Origin of the sequence: Xanthomonas floridensis, from assembly GCF_001642575.1 — a bacterium.
Lineage (GTDB): Bacteria > Pseudomonadota > Gammaproteobacteria > Xanthomonadales > Xanthomonadaceae > Xanthomonas > Xanthomonas floridensis.
Genome location: NZ_LXNG01000007.1, coordinates 55,864 through 76,420, shown reverse-complemented (window position 1 = coordinate 76,420; position 20,557 = coordinate 55,864). Strand labels below are relative to the sequence as shown.

The following is a 20,557-nucleotide window of genomic DNA, read 5'->3' as shown; positions in this document are numbered from 1 at the left end:
CAGATGGCACCGAAGCCAAAAACGAACGCGGGCGGCCATGCCGCCCTCGCCTTGCAGAACTTGCGTGACGCGATGCGCCAGCGCGGTAAATCGGGGCCCGCAGGCCCCGATCTCCATTACAGCGTACGGGCAACCTCGATACGCTCGAAGCACTCGATCTGATCGCCGGCCTTGACGTCGTTGTAGGCCTTCACGCCGATACCGCATTCGGTACCGTTGCGCACTTCGTCCACGTTTTCCTTGAAGCGGCGCAGAGATTCCAGTTCGCCCTCGAACACCACGACACTGTCGCGGAGCACGCGGATCGGCTTGCTGCGCTTGACCACGCCTTCGATGATCATGCAGCCTGCAACCGCGCCGAACTTCGAGCTGCGGAACACGTCGCGCACCTGCGCGATACCGATGATCTCTTCGCGGATTTCCACGCCGAGCAGACCGGACGCCACCTGCTTCACCTGGTCGATCACGTCATAGATGATCGAGAAGTAACGCAGATCGATACCGTTGGACTCGACGATCTTGCGTGCTGATGCATCCGCACGCACGTTGAAGCCGATCACTGTGGCCTTGGAGGCGGCTGCCGAATTCGCATCGGACTCGGTGATGCCACCCACGCCGGAGTGGATCACGTTGATGCGGATATCGTCGTTGGACAAGGCCACCAGCGACTGCTTGAGCGCTTCCACCGAACCCTGCACATCGGCCTTGATCACCAGGTTCAACACCTGCTGACCTTCGCCCTTGCCCATCTGGGCCAGGATGTCTTCCATGCGGTTGGTGGCCGAGGCGACCAGACGCGACTCGCGGCGCTTGGTTTCGCGCTGCTGTGCCACGTCCTTGGCCAGACGTTCGTCGTCGACGACCACGAAGTCGTCGCCGGCTTCCGGCACGCCGGACAGGCCGAGCACCTGCACCGGGATCGACGGGCCCGCCGAGGCCGGCTGATGGCCGGTTTCGTCGAACAGCGCACGCACGCGGCCGTATTGAATGCCGCACACCAGGTAGTCGCCACGCTTCAGCGCGCCCTGCTGCACCAGCACCGTCGCGACCGGGCCTCGGCCCTTGTCCAGCGACGATTCGATCACGGTACCGCTGGCGCGGCCGTCGGCCACTGCCTTGAGTTCCAGCACTTCGGCCTGCAGCGAGATCGCGTCCAGCAGCGTGTCCACGCCGGTACCGACCTTGGCCGACACTTCGATGAACTGGGTATCGCCACCGAACTCTTCGGCCACCACGTTTTCGGCCAGCAACTCGTTTTTGACCCGCAGCGGATCCGCGCCAGCCTTGTCGATCTTGTTGACCGCCACGATCAACGGAACGCCCGCCGCCTTGGCATGCGCCACCGCTTCCTTGGTCTGCGGCATCACGCCGTCGTCGGCCGCAACGACCAGCACCACGATGTCGGTGATCTTGGCGCCGCGCGCACGCATCGAGGTAAACGCGGCATGGCCGGGCGTATCCAGGAAGCTGATGACGCCACGGCCTGTTTCGACGTGGTACGCACCGATGTGCTGGGTGATGCCACCGGCTTCGCCCGAGGCGATCTTGGTGCGGCGGATGTAATCCAGCAGCGAGGTCTTGCCGTGATCGACGTGACCCATGATGGTGACCACCGGCGGACGCGAGGTGGTCTCGCCCTGCGCGTCTTCGGCATGCGCCAACAGCGCATCTTCGAAGTCGGCGTTGTCCGCACGCACGGCCTTGTGGCCGAGTTCTTCGGTCACCAGCGCAGCGGTGTCGTGATCGATGCTCTGGGTGATGGTCGCCATGACGCCCATCTTGAACAGCGCCTTGACCACGTCGCCGCCCTTGAGCGCGAGCTTCTGCGCCAGGTCGGCCACGGTGATGGTCTCGCCGATCGCCACTTCACGCACCACCGGTGCGGTCGGACGCTCGAACCCGTGCGGGCCGCTATTGCCCTGGTTGCCACCACGGCCACCGTCATTGCCGCGACGCGACGACGACGAACCCGGACGGCCAGTCGGCTTGCCACGCACGTTGGAACGACGCGCACGATCGGCCGCAGACAGATGCAACTGACCTGCAAAGCGCTTGGTCGCATCGTCGTCTTCGACGCCAGCCACCATGACGTGCGACCCGCGCGTCTTGTGCTTGGCGGCGTTGTTGCGGTCGTCCGGACGGGCCGGCGTTGCCGGACGCGAGGCAGGCGAGGCGCCAGCCGGACGGGCCGGACGCGGGGCCGAAGACGGCGAGGACGGTGCACGCGCAGCAGGCGCCGATGGCGTCGGCGCAGCAGCCACCGGGGCCGGCGCACTGGCAGCCGCAGCGGCTTCCTCGGCAGCCTTGCGCTCGGCTTCTGCACGGTCCTTGGCGGCCTGCTCTTCGTCGCGCTTGCGCTGAATCGCTTCGTCGCGCACACGATCGCTTTCGGCCAGCGCCTGCTGCTCATCGAGATTGCGCTGACGCGAGGCGGCCAGCTTGGCCAGGATGTCGGCGCGCTCTTCGTCAGGCGTCATCGGCGCGGCGCGGCCGCTGCCTTCGTTCTCGGACTTCACGTAGGTACGCTTCTGCCGCACTTCCACGTTGACCGTGGTCTTGGTGCGGCCGGCGTTGACCGTGACTTCCTGCAGCTTGCGCCGGTTGAGCGTGATCTTCTTGGCTGCTTCGCTCGCCGCTTCGGCAGGCGTGTCGGCCTTGCCATGCGTGCGACGCAGGAAGCCAAGCAGTTTCATCTTCTCGGTGCTGGTCACGACCTGGTCGGGACCGCTGAACTTCATTCCGGCCTCGGCCAGTTGAACCAGCAGTTTATCGACCGGCGTATTGACCAGTTCGGCAAGCTTGCGGATGGTGGTTTGCTGCGACATTCGGATCCTATGATCTGGTTGGCGCCCCCTCGCCCAGAGCAAGGGAAACGCTGATTCTAAGCCCTGATGGGGTCAGGGCGCGGTTCATTGCCGGCTCATTCGCCGCGCTCCAAACGGGCGATCTCCTCGGCGCGGGCCGCCAGGATCAGCGCCGCGGCGCGCTCCTGGGTCATGCCCTCGATGCCGAAGTCGACGATCTCGTCCGCTGCCAGGTCGGACAAGTCCTCGCTGGTGCGCACGCCGTGCTCGGCCAGAGCAAAGGCCGTCTCCTCGTCCATCCCCTCCAGCGCCAGCAGGTCCTCGGTGGGCTGAGTTCCTTCCAGGCCTTCTTCCTCGGCCAGCGCGGCGTTGAGCAACGCATCGCGGGCACGGGCACGCAGTTCTTCGACGATGTCTTCGTCGAAGCCTTCCACCGCCAGCAGTTCGCCAACCGGGACGTAGGCGATTTCTTCGACCGTGTTGAAGCCTTCGGACACCAGGATCGCGGAAATTTCCTCGTCCACTTCCAGCCGGTCCATGAACAGCTGACGCGCCGATGCCTGTTCAGCCTCGGACTTGGCAGCCACCTGGTCAGCGGTCATCACGTTGAGCTGCCAGCCGGTCAGGCGGCTGGCCAGACGCACGTTCTGGCCGCCCTTGCCGATCGCCTGGGCCAGGCGGTCTTCGGCCACGGCCAGGTCCATCGAATGCTTTTCTTCATCGACGATGATCGACTGCACTTCGGCAGGCGCCATCGCATTGATCACGAAGTTGGCCGGATTTTCGTTCCACAACACGATGTCCACGCGCTCGCCATTGAGCTCGTTGGATACCGCCTGCACGCGCGAACCACGCATGCCGATGCAGGCGCCGATCGGATCGGTGCGGGTGTCGTGCGCGATCACGGCGATCTTGGCGCGGTCGCCCGGATCGCGTGCGCAGGCCTTGATCTCGACCAGGCCCTGGCCCACTTCCGGCACTTCCAGCTTGAACAGCTCGATCATGAATTCGGGCGCGGCGCGGCTGATGAACAGCTGCGGGCCACGCGGCTCCGAACGCACTTCGGCCAGGTAGCCGCGCACGCGGTCGCCGGGGCGCAGCACGTCGCGCGGAATGCCCTTGTCCTTCGGAATGAAGGCTTCTGCATTGCCGCCCAGATCGACAAAGATGTTGCCGCGCTCGGCGCGCTTGACCACACCGGTGATCAGCTCACCAACACGATCCTTCCACGCATCGACCACCTGCTGGCGCTCGGCCTCGCGCACCCGCTGCACGATCACCTGCTTGGCAGCCTGGGCGGCGATACGGCCGAAATCCGGGTTTTCGATCTGTTCTTCGATGTAGTCGCCCACATCCACGCCGTCGGCTTCGTCGACGGCATCCATCAGGCGCACCTGGCGGTCCGGCGACTCCATCACCACGTCGTCGGCCACCACTTCCCAGCGGCGGAAGGTCTCGTAGTTACCGTCCTTGTGATCGATGGTCACGCGGGTCAGCACGTCCTGGTCGGGATAGCGCTTCTTCGCTGCGGAGGCCAAGGCGGCCTCGATCGCATCGAAGATCACTTCGCGCGGCACGCCCTTTTCGTTGGCCACCGCATCCACTACCAGCAAAAGTTCCTTGCTCATTTCGTCACTCCGCGCGCGGCTTGCCAGCCGCCGACTCGTTGGATGGTTTCTTCTTGTCGTGCCCGGGTTTTTTCGGGCCGGGCTTATTCGGTTTTTGCGGTGCCAGACCCAGCGCAACCCAATCCGGCACGATGCGCGCCTTGTCGATGTTGTCGAAGCCGATCTGCACGTCCTTGCCATCGATGGCGAACACCACCGCGTCCGCGGCGGGCTCGATTCGCACGATCTGGCCCTGGAAGCGGCGCCGACCATCCTGCGCCAGCTTCAACACGATCTTGGCCGACTCGCCGGCATGGCGGGCGAACTGCTCGAGAGTGAACAAGGGACGATCGACACCCGGCGAGGACACTTCCAGGGTGTAGTTGCCGCTGATGGGGTCTTCGACGTCGAGCTGGGCCGAGACTTCGCGGCTCACGCGCTCGCAGTCGTCGACGTTGATCACGCGCTCGGGCTGCTCGGCCAGCGGCACATCGATGTAGAGACGCAACGTCGCGCCACCTGGAGCGGGAAGATATTCCACGCCCAGCAGTTCCAAGCCCAGGGACTCAACCGTTGGACTCAGCAGATTCGCGATTTCGGTCGCTTTTTCGCTCACAGACTGCCCTGATCAGATGATTGCCAGTAGAACCCCGGCAACCGGCAGCAAACTTTCCGGTTCCGGAAAAAACAAGGGGCCCGATGGGCCCCTTGCGTGAAAAAAGCCCGACCTCTCAGGGTCGGCGTAAAGACGGGAACATGCGTCCTTACGATCCAAGAAGTTGAATCACTGCGTTAAAGCAACAATTCGAAACTTGGTAGCGGGGGCAGGATTTGAACCTGCGACCTTCGGGTTATGAGCCCGACGAGCTGCCAGACTGCTCCACCCCGCAGCAGAAGCGGAATTATGAAGAACTTGAGCGGCAATTGCAAGCCCTAGTTTTTCATCTGTTGGACACCGTGGTGGCTGTTCAACGTCGCGGCGAATGATAACCGCAATGCAACAAAAACGAAACACCAATCACGACATTAATTCAGTGGGCCATGCATCGGCCGGGCGCCATGTCCCCGCAGTACGCGCAGGCGCGCCGCGTACAGCGCGTACCAAAACCCTAGCGAGCGATCGTCAGGTCGGTGCTGACGGCGCCGAGTAACCGGAGTGTAGGCGTGGTACGAGAGGATTCCGAGCACCGGCCGCGACAGCCCGGCGGTCGCGCAATTTTGTCAGCTGCCCTTAAGCGAGGCCCGCAAACGCGCGCTGGCACCACACCATGATCGGATTCCACGCAACGCCCAGTGCAAGCAAGGCCAGCGCATTGACGCCCAGCACGGTGCCCAGCACGCGGTCGTTATTGGCAGGCAGCGGCTCGCCGACCGGCTCGTCGAAGTACATGACCTTGATGACACGCAGGTAGTAGTACGCACCGATCACTGCACAGATCACGCCGACCAGGGCCAGCCACAACATGTCGCCCCGCACCGCGGCGCCGAGCACGGCCAGCTTGGTCCAGAATCCGAGGAACGGCGGAATGCCTGCCAGCGACGCCATGATGCACAGCACCAGGCCGGCCATCCACGGGTTACGCGCGTTGAGGCCCTTGAAATCGTCGATGTTCTCGGCCTCGAAGCCATTGCGCGACAACGCGATGATGGCGCCGAACGAAGCGGTCGACATGATGGTGTAGCTCACTGCATAGAACATCGCGGCCGAATAGCCCTCTTCCCCGCCACCGGCCACACCCATCAGCAGGAAGCCGATGTGGGAAACCGTCGAGTAGGCCAGCATGCGCTTGAGGTTGCTCTGCGCAATGGCCATCAGGTTGCCGATCACCAGCGACACTGCCGACAGACCGCCGATCAGCAGATGCCACTCCGGCGCCAACGGCCCCATGCCCACCTCAAGCAAGCGGTACGCCATACCGAATGCAGCCAGCTTGGGAGCCGAGCTGATGAACAGCGCGATCGGCGCAGGCGCACCCTGGTAGACGTCGGGCAGCCACATATGGAACGGCGCGGCGCCCAGCTTGAAGGCCACGCCGGCAATCATGAAGATGGTGCCGGTCAGCAGCAGCGTGCGCTCGCCCGAGCCTTCGATGGCATCGTGGATGCCGGCCAGGCTCAAGGTGCCGGTAGCGCCGTAGACCAGCGACATGCCGTACAGCAGCAGGCCCGACGCCAGCGAACCCAGCACGAAATACTTCATCGCCGCTTCGGTCGCCAACCCGTTGTCGCGATTGGACGCAACCAGCGCATACGAACACAGCGCCAGCAACTCCAGACCCAGATACACCATCAGCAGGCTGCCGGCCGAGGCCAGCAACATCATGCCGGCGGTAGCAAACAGCACCAGTACCGGGATCTCGCCCTGATAGAGATTGCGCTCGCGCAGGTAGGTCCAGCCATACACCAGGCTCAACCCGCTGACGAGCACGATGACGGTCTTCATCACGTCGGCGGCGGTATCGCGCACGAACATGCCGCTGAAGATCTCGCCCTGCCCGCCTGTTCCGGTCGCCAGCAACGCCAGCACCACGGCCAGGACGGCGACGGAGAACAGGTGGGTCCAGACCTTGTTCCGCTGGCTCACGAACAGGTCGAGCATCAGCAGGGCAAAGGCGCCGCCGATCAGCACCAGCTCCGGTACGAGCGGAGCCAGGTCAGCGGTGGTCAACGGCGCGAGCGTTGGCGTGGTCATCATCAAATCCTGAAAATCAAAACGGACGGCAAGCCGTTACAGCTTGGTCGCAGCAATCTGGGTCGCCAGCTTGGCGATCGACGGTTCCATCAGATCGGTCAGCGGCTTCGGATACAGGCCCAGGGCCAGTACGCCAGCGGCGAACACCCCCAGCACGAAGGCCTCGCGACCGTTGATGTCCTTCAGCTCGGCCACATGCGCATTGGCCACTTCGCCGAAGAACACGCGCTTGTACAGCCACAGCGTATAGGCAGCAGTGATCACCAGCGTGGTGGCGGCGGCAAAGGCAACCAACGGGTGCTTCTGGAAGCTGGCCAGGATCACCATGAACTCGCCCACGAAACCGCTGGTACCCGGCAAGCCGGCATTGGCCATGAAGAACAGCATGGCGAAGGTGGCGAACCACGGCATCACGTTGACCACACCGCCGTAATCGGCGATGCGACGGGTGTGCATGCGGTCATACAGCACACCGATGCAGGAGAACATCGCGCCGGACACGAAACCGTGCGAAATCATCTGCACCATCGCGCCCTGCAAGCCGAGGCGTGCTGCGTCGGTACTGCCGTACTCGCGCACCAGGGTGAAGGCGATGAAGGTGCCCAAGGTGACAAAGCCCATGTGCGCGATGGACGAATAGGCCACCAGCTTCTTCATGTCGTCCTGGACCAACGCCACCAGGCCAACGTAGATCACCGCGATCAGCGAGAGCGTAATGACCAGCCAGGCGAACTCATGGCTGGCATCCGGCACGATCGGCAGGTTGAAGCGCAGGAAGCCGTAGCCACCGATCTTCAGCGCGATCGCGGCCAGGATCACCGAACCGGCAGTCGGCGCTTCCACGTGCGCGTCCGGCAGCCAGGTGTGCACCGGGAACATCGGCACCTTGACCGCGAAGGCGATCAGGAATGCGAAGAAGATCCAGGCCTGTTCCTTGGCGGTCAGCTGCAGCGCGTACAGGTCGGCCAGCTGGAAGCTGCCGCCCTTCAGGTACAGGTAGACCAGACCCACCAGCATCAGCACCGAGCCGAGGAAGGTGTAAAGGAAGAACTTCATCGCCGCGTAAATACGCCGCGGGCCGCCCCAGACGCCGATGATCAGGAACATCGGGATCAGCATGGCTTCGAAGAACACGTAGAACAGCATCGCGTCGGTGGCGGCGAAGATACCGACAGTGACGCCTTCCAGAATCAGGAACGCAGCCACGTACTGATTGACGCGCTTGTCGATCGAGCGCCAGGCGCCGATCAACGCCAGCACCGTCACCAGCGTGGTCAGCACGATCAGGGCGACCGCGATGCCATCCACGCCCAGGTTGTAGCCGATGTTGTAGGCCGGAATCCAGGCATGCAGTTCGATGAACTGCATCGCGTCATTGGCCGTGTCGTAGCCCAGCAGCGGCAGACTCAGCACAAAGGTCGCCACCGCCACCGCCAGGGATGCCCAGCGGGCAGTCTCGGCGTTGCGCAACGCAAGGATCAGGGCGCCACCGATAATCGGCAGCCAGATCAAGATAGACAGTAAAGGCCAGTTCGACACGTTTTCTTATTCCGTACAGGTCAACGCCAGAAATGCATCAGTACCGCCAACAAGGCGATCAAACCGATGATCATTGCGAAGGCGTAGTGATAGAGGAAACCGGATTGCGTGCGACGCAGCAGATTTGCAGCCAGGTCGATCAGTCGGGCAGAACCATTGACGACCGCACCGTCGACCACATGGGTATCGACTGCACGTGACGCCTTGCCAAGGACAACACCGCCACCGGCGAAGCCATTGATCCAGAGCTTGTCGAAGCCGTACTTGTTTTCCAGCAGCCAAACGATCGGCGCGAACGCCTTGCGCGACTTGGTTGCCAGCTCCGGCTTCCACAGATAGAACAGCGCGGCGAGCAGCAGACCGGCGACGGTCAGGAAGAACGGTGCCGCCATCATGCCGTGCAACGCAAATGCGACCGGGCCGTGGAACTCTTCGGCCAGGGCACCGACGGTATCGCGCGCCGGGTCGTAGAAATCGACGATGCCGGTGAAGAACGAGACCGCCTGACCCTGCAGCGCATGCGCGGCGTGGTGGCCCTGCCAGTCAGTACCGAACAGCATCGGGCCGATGGTGAAGAAGCCGATCGCCACCGACGGAATTGCAAGCAGGATCAACGGCAGGGTGACCACCCACTTGGACTCGTGCGGTTCGTGGGCACCATGGTGCCCATGAACGTGCTCGTCGTGGCCGTGCGTATCGTGTGCATGTACGTCATGCGCATGACTGTCGTGCGCGTGAACCTGCTCTTCGGCATCAGTGTGCGCACTGTCGTGGTGTCCATGGGCATCGTGCGCATGGGCATCGCGGAAGCGTTCCTTGCCGTGGAAGGTCAGGAACAACAGACGGAAGCTGTAGAAGCTGGTGACCAGCACGCCGCCCAGCACTGCCCAATAGCCGTAGGTCGCGATCCAGCTGTGCGACTCATGCGCATGGTGCGCAGCGGCCTCGATGATGGTGTCCTTCGAGTAGAAACCCGAGAAGAACGGCGTACCAACCAGGGCCAGGGTACCGATCACGCTGGTCCAGTAAGTCACCTTCATGTACTTGCGCAGGCCGCCCATCTTGCGCATGTCCTGCTCGTGGTGCATGCCGATGATGACCGAGCCGGCTGCCAGGAACAGCAGCGCCTTGAAGAAGGCATGCGTCATCAAATGGAACACGGCGGCCGAATAGGCCGACACGCCCAGCGCCACAGTCATGTAGCCCAGCTGCGACAGCGTGGAATACGCAACCACGCGCTTGATGTCGTTCTGCACGATGCCGATCAGGCCGGTGAAGAAGGCCGTGGTCGCACCGATGAACAGGATGAAGTTCAGCGCGGTTTCCGACAGCTCGAACAGCGGCGACATGCGCGCGACCATGAAGATGCCGGCGGTCACCATCGTCGCGGCATGGATCAGCGCCGAAATCGGCGTCGGTCCTTCCATCGAGTCCGGCAGCCACACGTGCAACGGCACCTGCGCCGACTTGCCCATCGCACCGATGAACAGGCAGATGCAGATCAGCGTCATCACGCTCCATTCGTGGCCTGCGAACAACTGCACCTTGGCGCCAGCCATGGTGGTCGCGTTGGCGAACACGGTGGAGTAATCCAGCGAACCGAACCACAGCAGCACGCCGGCGATGCCGAGAATGAAGCCGAAGTCGCCGACACGATTGACCAGGAACGCCTTCATGTTGGCGAACACAGCGGTCGGGCGCTTGAACCAAAACCCGATCAGCAGGTACGACACCAGACCCACCGCTTCCCAGCCGAAGAACAGCTGCAGGAAGTTGTTGCTCATCACCAGCGTCAGCATGGAGAAGGTGAACAACGAGATGTAGCTGAAGAAGCGCTGGTAACCCGGGTCTTCTTCCATGTAGCCGATGGTGTAGATGTGCACCAGCAGCGACACGAAGGTCACCACCACCATCATCATCGCGGTCAGGCGATCGACCATGAAACCGACGTGCGCGGAGTAATTACCGACGTCGAAGAAGGTGTACAGGTTCTGGTTGAACGGGCTGGCGCCCTGCTCCACCAACTGATACAGGGTCAGGCACGACAACACACAGCTGACCGCCACGCCGAGGATGGTGACGTACTGCGCGCCCTTGCGCCCCACCTGACGACCGAACAGGCCGGCGATGATGCTGCCGACCAGCGGTGCAAGCACCACTGCGATCAGCAGACTCTTGGAGAGAGTGATTTCCATCTACGGGTCAGCCCTTCAACGTGTCGACTTCGGCCACATTGATCGTGCGGCGCGTACGGAACAGAGTCACCAGGATCGCAAGACCGATGGCGGCCTCCGCGGCGGCAACGGTCAGGATGAAGAACACGAACAACTGACCAGCGGTGTCGCCGAGCTCGCGCGAGAACGCGATGAAGTTGACGTTGACCGACAGCAGCATCAACTCGATCGACATCAGCAATACGATGACGTTCTTGCGGTTGAGGAAGATGCCGGCCAGGGAGATGCAGAACAGCACCGCGCCCAGTCCAAGCAGGTGGCCCAAGGTAATCAAGACTTCGCCTCCTGTCCGCTGGCCGCGTCGACCTGCGGCGCAACCTGTACCGGCTTTTCAACCGCCATTTTGACCATCCGCAGACGATCACCCGCCTTGACCCGCGACTGCTCGCCGGCGTTCTGCAGCTTGATGCCGGTGCGCTTGCGCAGGGTCAGCATGACTGCGGCGACCACGGCCACGGTCAGAATCACCGCGGCAAATTCGAACGGCAGCAGGAACTCGGTGTACAGGCTCTTGGCCAGCCAGGTCAGGTTCGAGCTGTCGGCGGCCTGGGCTGCCGCATTGTCGACCGGGAACGGCGTGGCAGTGCGCGACTTGACCCCGATCAAGGTGACCATCTGCGCCAGCATCGCCACCGCAACGATGACGCCCAGCGGCATGTACTTGACCCAGCCCTCGCGCAGCCGGCTGGTGTCGATGTCCAGCATCATCACCACGAATAGGAACAGCACCATCACCGCGCCGACGTAGACCAGCACCAGAGTGACGCCGAGGAACTCGGCACCGACCAGCAGCCAGATGCAGGCCATCGAGAAGAAGGTGAGGATCAGGCACAACACGGCATATACCGGGTTACGCACGCTGATCACCGCACCGGCGGACACCACCGCGATGGCGGAGAAGGCGTAAAACGCAAGAGAGACCCAGTCCATCATGACCTCAACGGAAGGCGGCATCGGCAGCGCGACGCTCGGCGATCTCGGCCTCTAGCCGGTCTCCGATCGCCAGCAGCTGCGGCTTGTTGACAATGTTCTCGCCACGCTTCTCGAAGTGGTACTCGAGGATGTGCGTCTCGACGATCGAGTCCACCGGGCAGCTTTCTTCGCAAAAGCCGCAGAAGATGCACTTGAACAAGTCGATGTCGTAGCGCGTGGTGCGGCGCGATCCATCCTCGCGCTTGGCCGAGTCGATGGTGATCGCCAATGCCGGGCAGACCGCTTCGCACAGCTTGCAGGCGATGCAGCGCTCTTCGCCATTGGGATAGCGACGCAGCGCATGCAGGCCACGGAAACGCGGCGACTGCGGAAACTTCTCCATCGGATACAGCACGGTGTACTTGGGCTTGAACGTGTATTTCAACGTCAGCCACAAGCCTCCGAGCAGTTCGAGCAGGAGCAAGCTCTTGAAGTAATGGGTGATCTTGTTCATCAATTACACGCCCTTCTGGATCACGCCGTAAAACACCATCAATGCCGTCACTGCGATCCACACGATCGTGAGCGGAATGAACACCTTCCAGCCCAGACGCATGATCTGGTCGTAGCGGTAGCGCGGGAAGCTGGCACGGAACCAGATGTAGGCGCTGGCGAAGAAGAACACCTTCATCAACAGCCACGGCCAACCGCCCTTCCACAGCCAGTCGATCCACGGCGAGATATCCGCGTTGACCCAGCCCTGGATCGGGCTCAGCCAGCCACCGAGGAAGAAGATCGAGATCAGGAAGCTGACCAGGATCATGTTGGCGTATTCGGCCAGGAAGAACAGCGCGAATGCACCGCCCGAGTATTCCACCATGTGGCCGGCGACGATTTCCGATTCGCCTTCCACCACGTCGAACGGCGCGCGGTTGGTTTCGGCAACGCCGGAGACCCAGTACACGATGAACAACGGGAACAGCGGAATCAGGAACCAGTCGAAGAAGCCGGAGTTACCCGCTTGCGCAAACACGATCTGGCTGAGGTTGACGCTGCCGGAAGCGATCATCACGCCGACCAACGCAAAGCCCATCGCGATTTCGTAGCTGACCACCTGTGCGGCCGAGCGCATCGCACCCAGGAACGCATACTTGGAGTTGGACGCCCAGCCGGCGAGGATGATGCCGTACACGCCCAGCGAGGTCATCGCCAGCAGATACAGCAGACCGACGTTGGCGTTGGACAGCACCAGCTGCGCATCGAAAGGCACCACCGACCACGCCGCGAACGCCGGAGCCAACGTCAACAGCGGCGCGATGATGAACATCGCCTTGTGCGAACTGCTCGGCTGCAGGATCTCCTTGAACAGGAGCTTGAACACGTCGGCGAAGGCCTGAAAGATGCCCATGCCCACGTACATGGGCCCGTGACGCACGTGCATCCAGCCGATCAGCTTGCGCTCCCAGACCACGTAGAAGGCCACCGAGATAATCACCGGCACGGCGATCAACAGGATCTTCAACACGGTCCATAGCACGATGCCGCCATCGCCCAGTCCGAGGAACCACTGGTGCAGGGGATCGACCACGTTCAACAGCAATTCGTTCATGCAGCCACCACCGTTACGCGACCGGCGCCAAGCGGCGCGGTCGCGCCATGGCCGGATTCGATCCACACCGTGCCCGGTGCAACGCGCTTGTCCAGCACCACCGGCAACGTCGCCTTACCGGCGTCGGTGCCGACCTTGACCACCTGGCCTGCGCCAACCTGCAGCTGTGCAGCCTGCTCCGGATGCATCGCCACGCACGGCGCGACGTTGAGCGGATGCGACTGCAACGCAGCGGCGCGACGCACTACCGCATCGGTGCGGTAGATCGCAGCGGTTGCCGCAACCTCCAGCCCGTCGTTGGTCGCCTGCGGCTGGGCCGAAGCCATCGGGCGCACATTGCGGTTCTGCATGCCTGCACGCAGGCCGACCAGATCGATGAACTCGAAACCAGCCAGACCCAGCTCGCCACCCAGCGCACGCAGCACACGCCAACCTTCGCGCGCTTCGACCGGCAGGCGGCCTGCGGCACGCGCCGTCTGCACGCGACCATCGAGATTAGTCAGCGAGGCGTCGATTTCCGGCAGTGCGCCGATCGGCAGGATCACATCGGCCACATCGCGCGTCGAAGCGCAGGCGAACTGGCTGAATGCAACCACCTTGGCACCGGCAAGCGCGCTGCGCGCAGCGGCGGCGTCGGCAAAATCCAGACCCGGCTCGATGCCGTACAACACATAGGCCTGACGCGGCTGCGCCAGCATGCCGGCCACATCGCGTGCGGTCGGCAGCACGCCTTGCGACACCAGGCCCACCGCGTTGGCACCCTGCGGGATACGGCACAGCGAGGCGCCGGTCGCAGTAGCGAAATCACGTGCAGCTGCACGCAGCGCCGCCGCCTGCGGATGATTTTCGGCCAACGCGCCGACCACGATCACCGCACGTGTCGCATCCTTGACGGCATCACGCAAGGTGGCGTCATCGAGCGCAGCAGCCAGCTGCGACGGTGCGACCACGGTTCGGCTGGCCTGCGTGAAAGCGAAATCGAAATCGACCGGATTGACCGAATGGATCTGCGTGCGGTTCTGGATGTGCGCCTTGCGCAGACGCGCATGCAGCAACGGCAGCTCGTGCCGCACGTTGGTGCCGAACAGCACCACCACATCGGCCTGTTCGATCTCGGCCAGCGGCGTTGCAAATGGCTCGGCCACCGCAGCGTCGGAGAAATCGCGATTGAGCAGACGGTGGTCCAGATTGCCGCTACCCAGACCTTCGGCCAGACGTGCCAGCAGCGCACCCTCCTCGTTGGACGTGGACGGATGCACCAGGACGCCAAGCTGATCGCCAGCGTTGTCGCGCAGGATCTGGGTCGCAGCGGCCAGACCTTCGGTCCAGCTCACTTCGGTCCACTCGCCGTTGATCTTCTTCAGCGGCTTGACCGCACGGTCTTCGGAGTAAAGACCCTGATGCGAGTAACGGTCGCGATCGGACAGCCAGCACTCGTTGACCGCCTCGTTCTCGCGCGGCACGGTGCGCAGCACTTCGCCGCGACGCACATGCAGGAACAGGTTCGAGCCCATCGCATCGTGGTAACCCAACGACTCGCGCGCCATCAATTCCCACGGACGTGCGCGGAACTGGAACACCTTGTTGGTCAACGCGCCCACCGGACACACGTCGATGACGTTGCCGGAAATCTCGGTAGTCAGCGGCTTGCCGTCGTAGGTGCCGATCTGCAGGTTTTCACCGCGATACATGCCACCCAACTCGTAAGTACCGGCGATGTCTGCAGTGAAGCGCACGCAACGGGTGCACTGGATGCAGCGGGTCATTTCGGTGGCGACCAGCGGACCGATGTCCTCGTCCGGCACCACGCGCTTGCGCTCGTTGAAGCGGCTGACCGAACGGCCATAACCCAGCGACACGTCCTGCAGCTCGCATTCGCCACCCTGATCGCAGATCGGGCAATCCAGCGGGTGATTGATCAGCAAAAATTCCATCACGCTGCGCTGGTACTTCAGCGCCTTTTCGCTACGCGTGGTGACCTTCATGCCATCCATCACCGGTGTTGCACAGGCCGGCGACGGCTTGGGCGACTTTTCGACGTCCACCAGGCACATGCGGCAGTTGGCGGCGATCGGCAGCTTCTCGTGATAGCAGAAACGCGGGATCGGGATGCCGGCCTTGTCGGCGGCCTGGATGATCATCGAGCCCTTCGGCACCACCAGGCTCTGCCCGTCGATTTCGACGGTGACATGATCCGGCGGCACGTTCGGGTTCACTGGTTGGGCGCTCATGCGGCCACTCCGACTTGCGTGTCGACGATCGAACGACCGTTGACGATGTAGTACTCGAATTCGTCCCAGAACTGGCGCAGGAAGCCTTGAATCGGCCACGCCGCCGCTTCACCGAACGCGCAGATGGTGTGCCCTTCGATCTGGCCGGCCACGGTCCGCAACTGGTGCAGGTCTTCCATGGTCGCCTTGCCGGCGACGATGCGCTCCAGCACGCGGTGCATCCAGCCGGTACCTTCGCGGCACGGGGTGCACTGGCCGCAGGATTCCTTGTGGAAGAACTGCGAGATGCGGCAGGCAAAACGCACGCAGCACACGCTGTCGTCCAGCACCACGATGGCGCCCGATCCCAGACCGGTACCCAGCGCACGCAAGGTGTCGTAGTCCATCTGCAGACCGGCCACCTGGTCGGCCTTGAGCACCGGCATCGACACGCCGCCAGGCACCACGCCCTTGAGCTTGCGGCCCGGACGCAGGCCACCGGCCATCTCCAGCAGTTCGTCGAAGGTGGTGCCGAGCGGCACTTCGAAGTTGCCGCCCTTCTGCACGCAGCCGGACACCGAGAAGATCTTCGGGCCGCCGTTCTTGGTCTTGCTCAGCCCGAGAAACCACTCCGGGCCGTTGCGAATGATCGCCGGCACCGACGCATAGGTCTCGGTGTTGTTGATGGTGGTCGGCTTGCCGTACAGGCCGAAGTTGGCCGGGAACGGCGGCTTGTAGCGCGGCTGGCCCTTCTTGCCTTCCAGCGATTCCATCAACGCGGTTTCTTCGCCGCAGATGTAGGCGCCGGCACCCAGCGCACCGTAGATATCGATATCCACGCCGCTGCCGAGGATGTTCTTGCCCAGCCAGCCGTTGGCATAGGCATCGGCCAGCGCCAGTTCGAAGTTCTCGAACGGTTCGTGGTGGAACTCGCCGCGCAGGTAGTTGTAGCCCACGGTCGAGCCGGTGGCGTAGCAGGCAATCGCCATGCCCTCCACCACCGAATGCGGGTTGTAACGCAGGATGTCGCGGTCCTTGCAGGTTCCCGGCTCGGATTCGTCCGAATTGCACAGGATGTACTTCTGCATGTTGCCCTTGGGCATGAACGACCACTTCAGACCGGTCGGGAAGCCTGCGCCACCGCGGCCGCGCAGGTTCGATGCCTTGACCATCTCGATGACGTCGGCCGGCGCGATCTTCTCTTCGAGGATCTTGCGCAACGCGGCGTAGCCACCGGTCTTGAGATAGCTCTCGTAGGACCACGGCGTGTCGTAATGCAGGGTCGTATAGACCACCTGATGCGGCAACGGCGCCGGACCGACCGGACCTGTAGGTGCGTGATGATGTGCCATGTCTTATTCCAGCCCGTCCAGCAGCGCGTCGACCTTCTCTTTCGTCAGGTGCTCGTGATAGTGGCCATTGATGACCATCATCGGCGCCGCCGAGCAGGCCGCCAGGCACTCTTCTTCGCGCTTAAGGTAGACGCGGCCATCGGCCGTCGACTGCCCCAGCTTGCAACCCAGTTTCTTTTCCGCGTGCGCCAGCAGATCTTCGGCGCCGTTGAGCCAGCAGCTGATATTGGTGCAGAACGCCACGTTGTGGCGGCCGACCTTTTCGGTCTCGAACATCGAGTAGAAGCTGGCGACCTCATAGGCCCACACCGGCGGCAGCTCCAGATACTTGGCCACGCCGACGATCAGCTCATCGGTCAGCCAGCCCTGGTTCTGCTCCTGCGCCGCATGCAGGCCCTGCAGCACCGCCGAACGCTTGCGATCGGGCGGAAACTTGGCCAGCCAATGATCGATGTGCGCGCGCGTCTTGTCGCTCAGCACCACCTGCGGATCGACGTCGCGCGCCGCTTCGAAATTACCCGTCGCCTTCATCGGTCAACCTCACCGAAAACCAAATCGTAAGTACCGATCATCGCCACGACGTCGGCCAGCAAATAGCCACGCACCACCGCGTCCATCGACGACAGATGCGCGAAGCCCGGCGCGCGCAGATGCACGCGGAACGGCTTGTTGGCGCCATCGGACATCAGGTAGCAACCGAACTCGCCCTTGGGCGCTTCGACCGCGCTATAGGTTTCGCCGGCCGGCACGCAGTAGCCTTCACTGAACAGCTTGAAGTGATGGATCAGCGCTTCCATGTCGTCCTTCATGCCTTCGCGGCTGGGCGGAGCGACCTTGAAATTGGGCACCATGACCGGGCCGGGGTTGGCCTTGAGCCACTTCACGCACTGCTTGATGATGCGGTTGGATTCGCGCATCTCTGCCACGCGCACCAGATAGCGGTCGTAGCAGTCGCCGTTGGTGCCGACCGGGATATCGAACTCCACTGCATCGTACTTGGCGTAGGGCTGCTTCTTGCGCAGATCCCACTCGATGCCCGAACCACGCAGCATCGGCCCGGTCATGCCCCAGGCACGCGCCAGATCCGGGCTGATGATGCCCACATCCACGGTGCGCTGCTTCCAGATGCGGTTATCGGTCAGCAGGGTTTCGTATTCGTCCACACGCGACGGGAAGGTATTGGTGAACTCCTCCAGGAAGTCCAGCATGCTGCCTTCGCGACCGGCGTTGCGCTTCTTCAGCGCCCCGCCCTTGTGCCAGCGCGATTCCTTGTATTGCGGCATGCGATCGGGCAGATCGCGGTAGACGCCACCCGGGCGGTAGTAGGCCGCGTGCATGCGCGCGCCGCTGACCGCCTCGTACACGTCCATCAATTCTTCGCGCTCACGGAATGCGTACAGCATCACCGCCATCGCGCCCAGATCGAGTGCGTTGGAACCGACCCACATCAGGTGGTTCTTGATGCGGGTGATCTCGTCGAACATGGTGCGGATGTACTGCGCACGCTCGGGCGCCTCGATTCCCATCAGGGATTCGATCGCGCGCACATAGGCGTGCTCGTTGCACATCATCGACACGTAGTCCAGACGGTCCATGTACGGCACCGACTGATTGAACGGCTTGGACTCGGCCAGCTTCTCGGTGCCACGGTGCAGCAGGCCGATATGCGGATCGGCACGCACCACGGTTTCGCCGTCCATTTCCAGGATCAGGCGCAACACGCCGTGCGCCGCAGGATGCTGCGGGCCGAAGTTCATCGTGTAATTGCGGATTTCCTGCTTGCTTTCGACAGGATTGCTCGCGAAGGCATCGGTTGCCTGGCGGAACTCACTCACTTGGCAGTCTCCGACTTGCCCACTTCACCGGCGGCAGTCTCATAACGGGCGTCGTCGCGAATCACACGCGGCACGCCGACGCGCGGCTCGACCGATGTCACCGGCTCGTACACCACACGCTTGCGCTCTTCGTCGTAGCGCACTTCGACGTTGCCGATCAGCGGGAAATCCTTGCGGAACGGATGGCCGACGAATCCATAGTCGGTCAGGATACGGCGCAGGTCCGGGTGGCCATCGAACACGATGCCGAACAGGTCGAACGCTTCGCGTTCGAACCAGTTCACGCCCGGCCAGATGTCGGTCACCGACGCCACCACCGGCACCTGTTCGTCCGGTGCGTAGCAACGCACGCGCAGACGCTGGTTGTGCTGGTAGGACATCAGCTGCGCGACCACCGCAAAGCGCTGCTTGGGCATGTGCTGCGGATGGGCGCCCTCGGAGCTTTCCTGGCTGGGGAATTCGCCCCAGGCAAAGCGACCCAGTGCCTTGCCCTCGACGCCGCGACTGAAGCCCTGTGAGGACACATCGGCGGTGTCCCATTCGGCGCTGCCATAACCCAGGTAGTCGACGCCGCACAGGTCGCTGAGCTGTTCGAAACCGAACTCGTCGCGCAGCGCAAGACAGGTAGCGTGCCAATCGGCGGCGGCGACTTCCAGCGTCACTTCGCCGCGCGGCAGGGCCACGGCGATCTGCGCACCAGCGAAACGTGCCGCAAGTCGGTCAGTGAAGGAAGATGCTTGCTCTGCCATGGGGGCTTGGCTGCTCTCGGTAGGAGAAGACGGGTGTCAGCGTGCGATTGTCTGGGTTCGCCAGATCTTCTTCTGCAGCTGCAGGATGCCGTAGACCAGCGCCTCGGCGGTCGGCGGGCAGCCCGGGACATAGATGTCCACCGGCACGATGCGATCGCAACCGCGCACCACCGAATACGAATAGTGATAGTAGCCGCCGCCGTTGGCGCAGCTGCCCATCGAGATGACCCACTTCGGATCCGGCATCTGGTCGTAGACCTTGCGCAGCGCCGGGGCCATCTTGTTGACCAGCGTGCCGGCCACGATCATCACGTCGGACTGGCGCGGCGATGGGCGGAACACCACGCCGTAACGGTCCAGATCCAGGCGCGAGGCGCCTGCGTGCATCATCTCGACGGCGCAGCAGGCCAGACCAAAGGTCATCGGCCACATCGAGCCGGTGCGCGCCCAGTTGAGCAGCGCGTCGACGCTGGTGGTCACATAGCCCTTTTCCAGCAGCGGGTTTTCGCCTTCCGGGCGCAGGATGTCTTCCACCCGGCCTTCCGGCATCGGGTTGGTCATCAGACGATCCAGGGTCTGAATCACTCCCATTCCAGCGCTCCCTTCTTCCACACGTAGATAAAGCCGAGGAACAACATGCCGACGAACAGGCCCATGGTGACCAGCGAACGTGCGCCGATCTCCATGAACACCTGCGTCCACGGCACGATGAAGATGATTTCCAGGTCGAACACGATGAACTGGATCGCGATGAGGTAGTAGCGCACATCGAACTTCATGCGCGCGTCTTCGAATGCCTCGAAGCCACACTCGTACGGCGAGAGCTTGCGCGCGTCCGGGCTGCGCGGAGCGAGGAACCGGCCAATCAGCATCAACACGATGCCGATGCCAGTGGCGACAACCAGAAACAGCAGACTCGGCAAATATTCGGCCAGCACAGCGATTCTCTCTTGCCTCTGCCCGCACGCGCCGCGTGCCGGCATGGGGTATAGGCAGGCCCCGCGCGCGGCAAAC

The 20,557-nt window shown here is 63.0% G+C and carries 17 protein-coding genes and 1 tRNA gene; all 18 read right to left on the bottom strand.

Annotated features, from left to right (window positions below; genetic code table 11):
* Positions 1–116 precede the first annotated feature (116 nt).
* Positions 117–2,825 carry a translation initiation factor IF-2 gene (gene infB / locus A7D17_RS04865; RefSeq protein ID WP_064508064.1) on the bottom strand — a complete coding sequence of 903 codons (2,709 nt, stop codon included), beginning with the start codon at positions 2,823–2,825 and terminating at the stop codon, positions 117–119.
* A 95-nt stretch (positions 2,826–2,920) separates the two neighbouring features.
* On the bottom strand, positions 2,921–4,432 hold the full coding sequence (gene nusA, locus A7D17_RS04860) for a transcription termination factor NusA (RefSeq protein ID WP_064508063.1): 1,512 nt from the start codon (positions 4,430–4,432) through the stop codon (positions 2,921–2,923).
* Between the two features lie 4 nt (positions 4,433–4,436).
* Complete coding sequence (gene rimP / locus A7D17_RS04855) at positions 4,437–5,027, bottom strand: ribosome maturation factor RimP (RefSeq protein ID WP_064508062.1); 591 nt, start codon at positions 5,025–5,027, stop codon at positions 4,437–4,439.
* Between the two features lie 197 nt (positions 5,028–5,224).
* Positions 5,225–5,301 (bottom strand) — tRNA-Met (locus A7D17_RS04850).
* Between the two features lie 341 nt (positions 5,302–5,642).
* Complete coding sequence (gene nuoN / locus A7D17_RS04845; RefSeq protein ID WP_064508107.1) at positions 5,643–7,103, bottom strand: NADH-quinone oxidoreductase subunit NuoN; 1,461 nt, start codon at positions 7,101–7,103, stop codon at positions 5,643–5,645.
* 36 nt (positions 7,104–7,139) lie between these two features.
* Positions 7,140–8,642, bottom strand: coding sequence for an NADH-quinone oxidoreductase subunit M (locus A7D17_RS04840; RefSeq protein WP_064508061.1), 1,503 nt, complete (start codon positions 8,640–8,642; stop codon positions 7,140–7,142).
* 20 nt (positions 8,643–8,662) lie between these two features.
* On the bottom strand, positions 8,663–10,837 hold the full coding sequence (gene nuoL / locus A7D17_RS04835; protein WP_064508060.1) for an NADH-quinone oxidoreductase subunit L: 2,175 nt from the start codon (positions 10,835–10,837) through the stop codon (positions 8,663–8,665).
* A gap of 7 nt (positions 10,838–10,844) precedes the next feature.
* A complete protein-coding gene (gene nuoK / locus A7D17_RS04830) occupies positions 10,845–11,150 on the bottom strand; it encodes an NADH-quinone oxidoreductase subunit NuoK (RefSeq protein ID WP_005914274.1) in 306 nt (101 codons plus the stop codon).
* Positions 11,147–11,809 carry an NADH-quinone oxidoreductase subunit J gene (locus tag A7D17_RS04825; protein ID WP_193395313.1) on the bottom strand — a complete coding sequence of 221 codons (663 nt, stop codon included), beginning with the start codon at positions 11,807–11,809 and terminating at the stop codon, positions 11,147–11,149. Before A7D17_RS04825 ends, nuoK begins: the two co-directional genes overlap by 4 nt.
* Positions 11,810–11,813: 4 nt before the next feature.
* On the bottom strand, positions 11,814–12,302 hold the full coding sequence (nuoI, locus tag A7D17_RS04820) for an NADH-quinone oxidoreductase subunit NuoI (RefSeq protein WP_039407442.1): 489 nt from the start codon (positions 12,300–12,302) through the stop codon (positions 11,814–11,816).
* Positions 12,303–12,305: 3 nt separating this feature from the next.
* The gene (gene nuoH / locus A7D17_RS04815; protein WP_064508059.1) at positions 12,306–13,397 is read right to left on the bottom strand and encodes an NADH-quinone oxidoreductase subunit NuoH; all 1,092 of its coding nucleotides are present in this window, start codon (positions 13,395–13,397) and stop codon (positions 12,306–12,308) included.
* Positions 13,394–15,628 carry an NADH-quinone oxidoreductase subunit NuoG gene (gene nuoG / locus A7D17_RS04810; protein ID WP_064508058.1) on the bottom strand — a complete coding sequence of 745 codons (2,235 nt, stop codon included), beginning with the start codon at positions 15,626–15,628 and terminating at the stop codon, positions 13,394–13,396. The genes nuoH and nuoG overlap by 4 nt, the downstream gene beginning before the upstream one ends.
* The gene (nuoF, locus tag A7D17_RS04805) at positions 15,625–16,959 is read right to left on the bottom strand and encodes an NADH-quinone oxidoreductase subunit NuoF (protein WP_039563617.1); all 1,335 of its coding nucleotides are present in this window, start codon (positions 16,957–16,959) and stop codon (positions 15,625–15,627) included. The genes nuoG and nuoF overlap by 4 nt, the downstream gene beginning before the upstream one ends.
* A 3-nt stretch (positions 16,960–16,962) precedes the next feature.
* On the bottom strand, positions 16,963–17,490 hold the full coding sequence (nuoE, locus tag A7D17_RS04800; RefSeq protein ID WP_005991372.1) for an NADH-quinone oxidoreductase subunit NuoE: 528 nt from the start codon (positions 17,488–17,490) through the stop codon (positions 16,963–16,965).
* Positions 17,487–18,794: an NADH-quinone oxidoreductase subunit D gene (locus A7D17_RS04795; RefSeq protein WP_064508057.1), complete on the bottom strand. Its 1,308-nt coding sequence runs from the start codon at positions 18,792–18,794 to the stop codon at positions 17,487–17,489. The genes nuoE and A7D17_RS04795 overlap by 4 nt, the downstream gene beginning before the upstream one ends.
* Positions 18,791–19,543: an NADH-quinone oxidoreductase subunit C gene (locus A7D17_RS04790; RefSeq protein WP_064508056.1), complete on the bottom strand. Its 753-nt coding sequence runs from the start codon at positions 19,541–19,543 to the stop codon at positions 18,791–18,793. The genes A7D17_RS04795 and A7D17_RS04790 overlap by 4 nt, the downstream gene beginning before the upstream one ends.
* A gap of 36 nt (positions 19,544–19,579) precedes the next feature.
* Complete coding sequence (locus tag A7D17_RS04785; protein WP_010371165.1) at positions 19,580–20,134, bottom strand: NuoB/complex I 20 kDa subunit family protein; 555 nt, start codon at positions 20,132–20,134, stop codon at positions 19,580–19,582.
* The gene (locus A7D17_RS04780; RefSeq protein WP_011037659.1) at positions 20,125–20,481 is read right to left on the bottom strand and encodes an NADH-quinone oxidoreductase subunit A; all 357 of its coding nucleotides are present in this window, start codon (positions 20,479–20,481) and stop codon (positions 20,125–20,127) included. Before A7D17_RS04780 ends, A7D17_RS04785 begins: the two co-directional genes overlap by 10 nt.
* Between the last annotated feature and the right edge of the window lie 76 nt (positions 20,482–20,557).

Coding starts and splice junctions, on each gene's coding strand:
- infB (WP_064508064.1), bottom strand. CDS start 2,825: ATGTCGCAGCAAACCACCATCCGCAAGCTTGCCGAACTGGTCAATACG.
- nuoF (WP_039563617.1), bottom strand. CDS start 16,959: ATGGCACATCATCACGCACCTACAGGTCCGGTCGGTCCGGCGCCGTTG.
- nuoI (WP_039407442.1), bottom strand. CDS start 12,302: ATGAACAAGATCACCCATTACTTCAAGAGCTTGCTCCTGCTCGAACTG.
- nuoH (WP_064508059.1), bottom strand. CDS start 13,397: ATGAACGAATTGCTGTTGAACGTGGTCGATCCCCTGCACCAGTGGTTC.
- nuoN (WP_064508107.1), bottom strand. CDS start 7,103: ATGACCACGCCAACGCTCGCGCCGTTGACCACCGCTGACCTGGCTCCG.
- nuoL (WP_064508060.1), bottom strand. CDS start 10,837: ATGGAAATCACTCTCTCCAAGAGTCTGCTGATCGCAGTGGTGCTTGCA.
- A7D17_RS04785 (WP_010371165.1), bottom strand. CDS start 20,134: ATGGGAGTGATTCAGACCCTGGATCGTCTGATGACCAACCCGATGCCG.
- nuoG (WP_064508058.1), bottom strand. CDS start 15,628: ATGAGCGCCCAACCAGTGAACCCGAACGTGCCGCCGGATCATGTCACC.
- A7D17_RS04790 (WP_064508056.1), bottom strand. CDS start 19,543: ATGGCAGAGCAAGCATCTTCCTTCACTGACCGACTTGCGGCACGTTTC.
- A7D17_RS04825 (WP_193395313.1), bottom strand. CDS start 11,809: ATGATGGACTGGGTCTCTCTTGCGTTTTACGCCTTCTCCGCCATCGCG.
- nuoE (WP_005991372.1), bottom strand. CDS start 17,490: ATGAAGGCGACGGGTAATTTCGAAGCGGCGCGCGACGTCGATCCGCAG.
- nusA (WP_064508063.1), bottom strand. CDS start 4,432: ATGAGCAAGGAACTTTTGCTGGTAGTGGATGCGGTGGCCAACGAAAAG.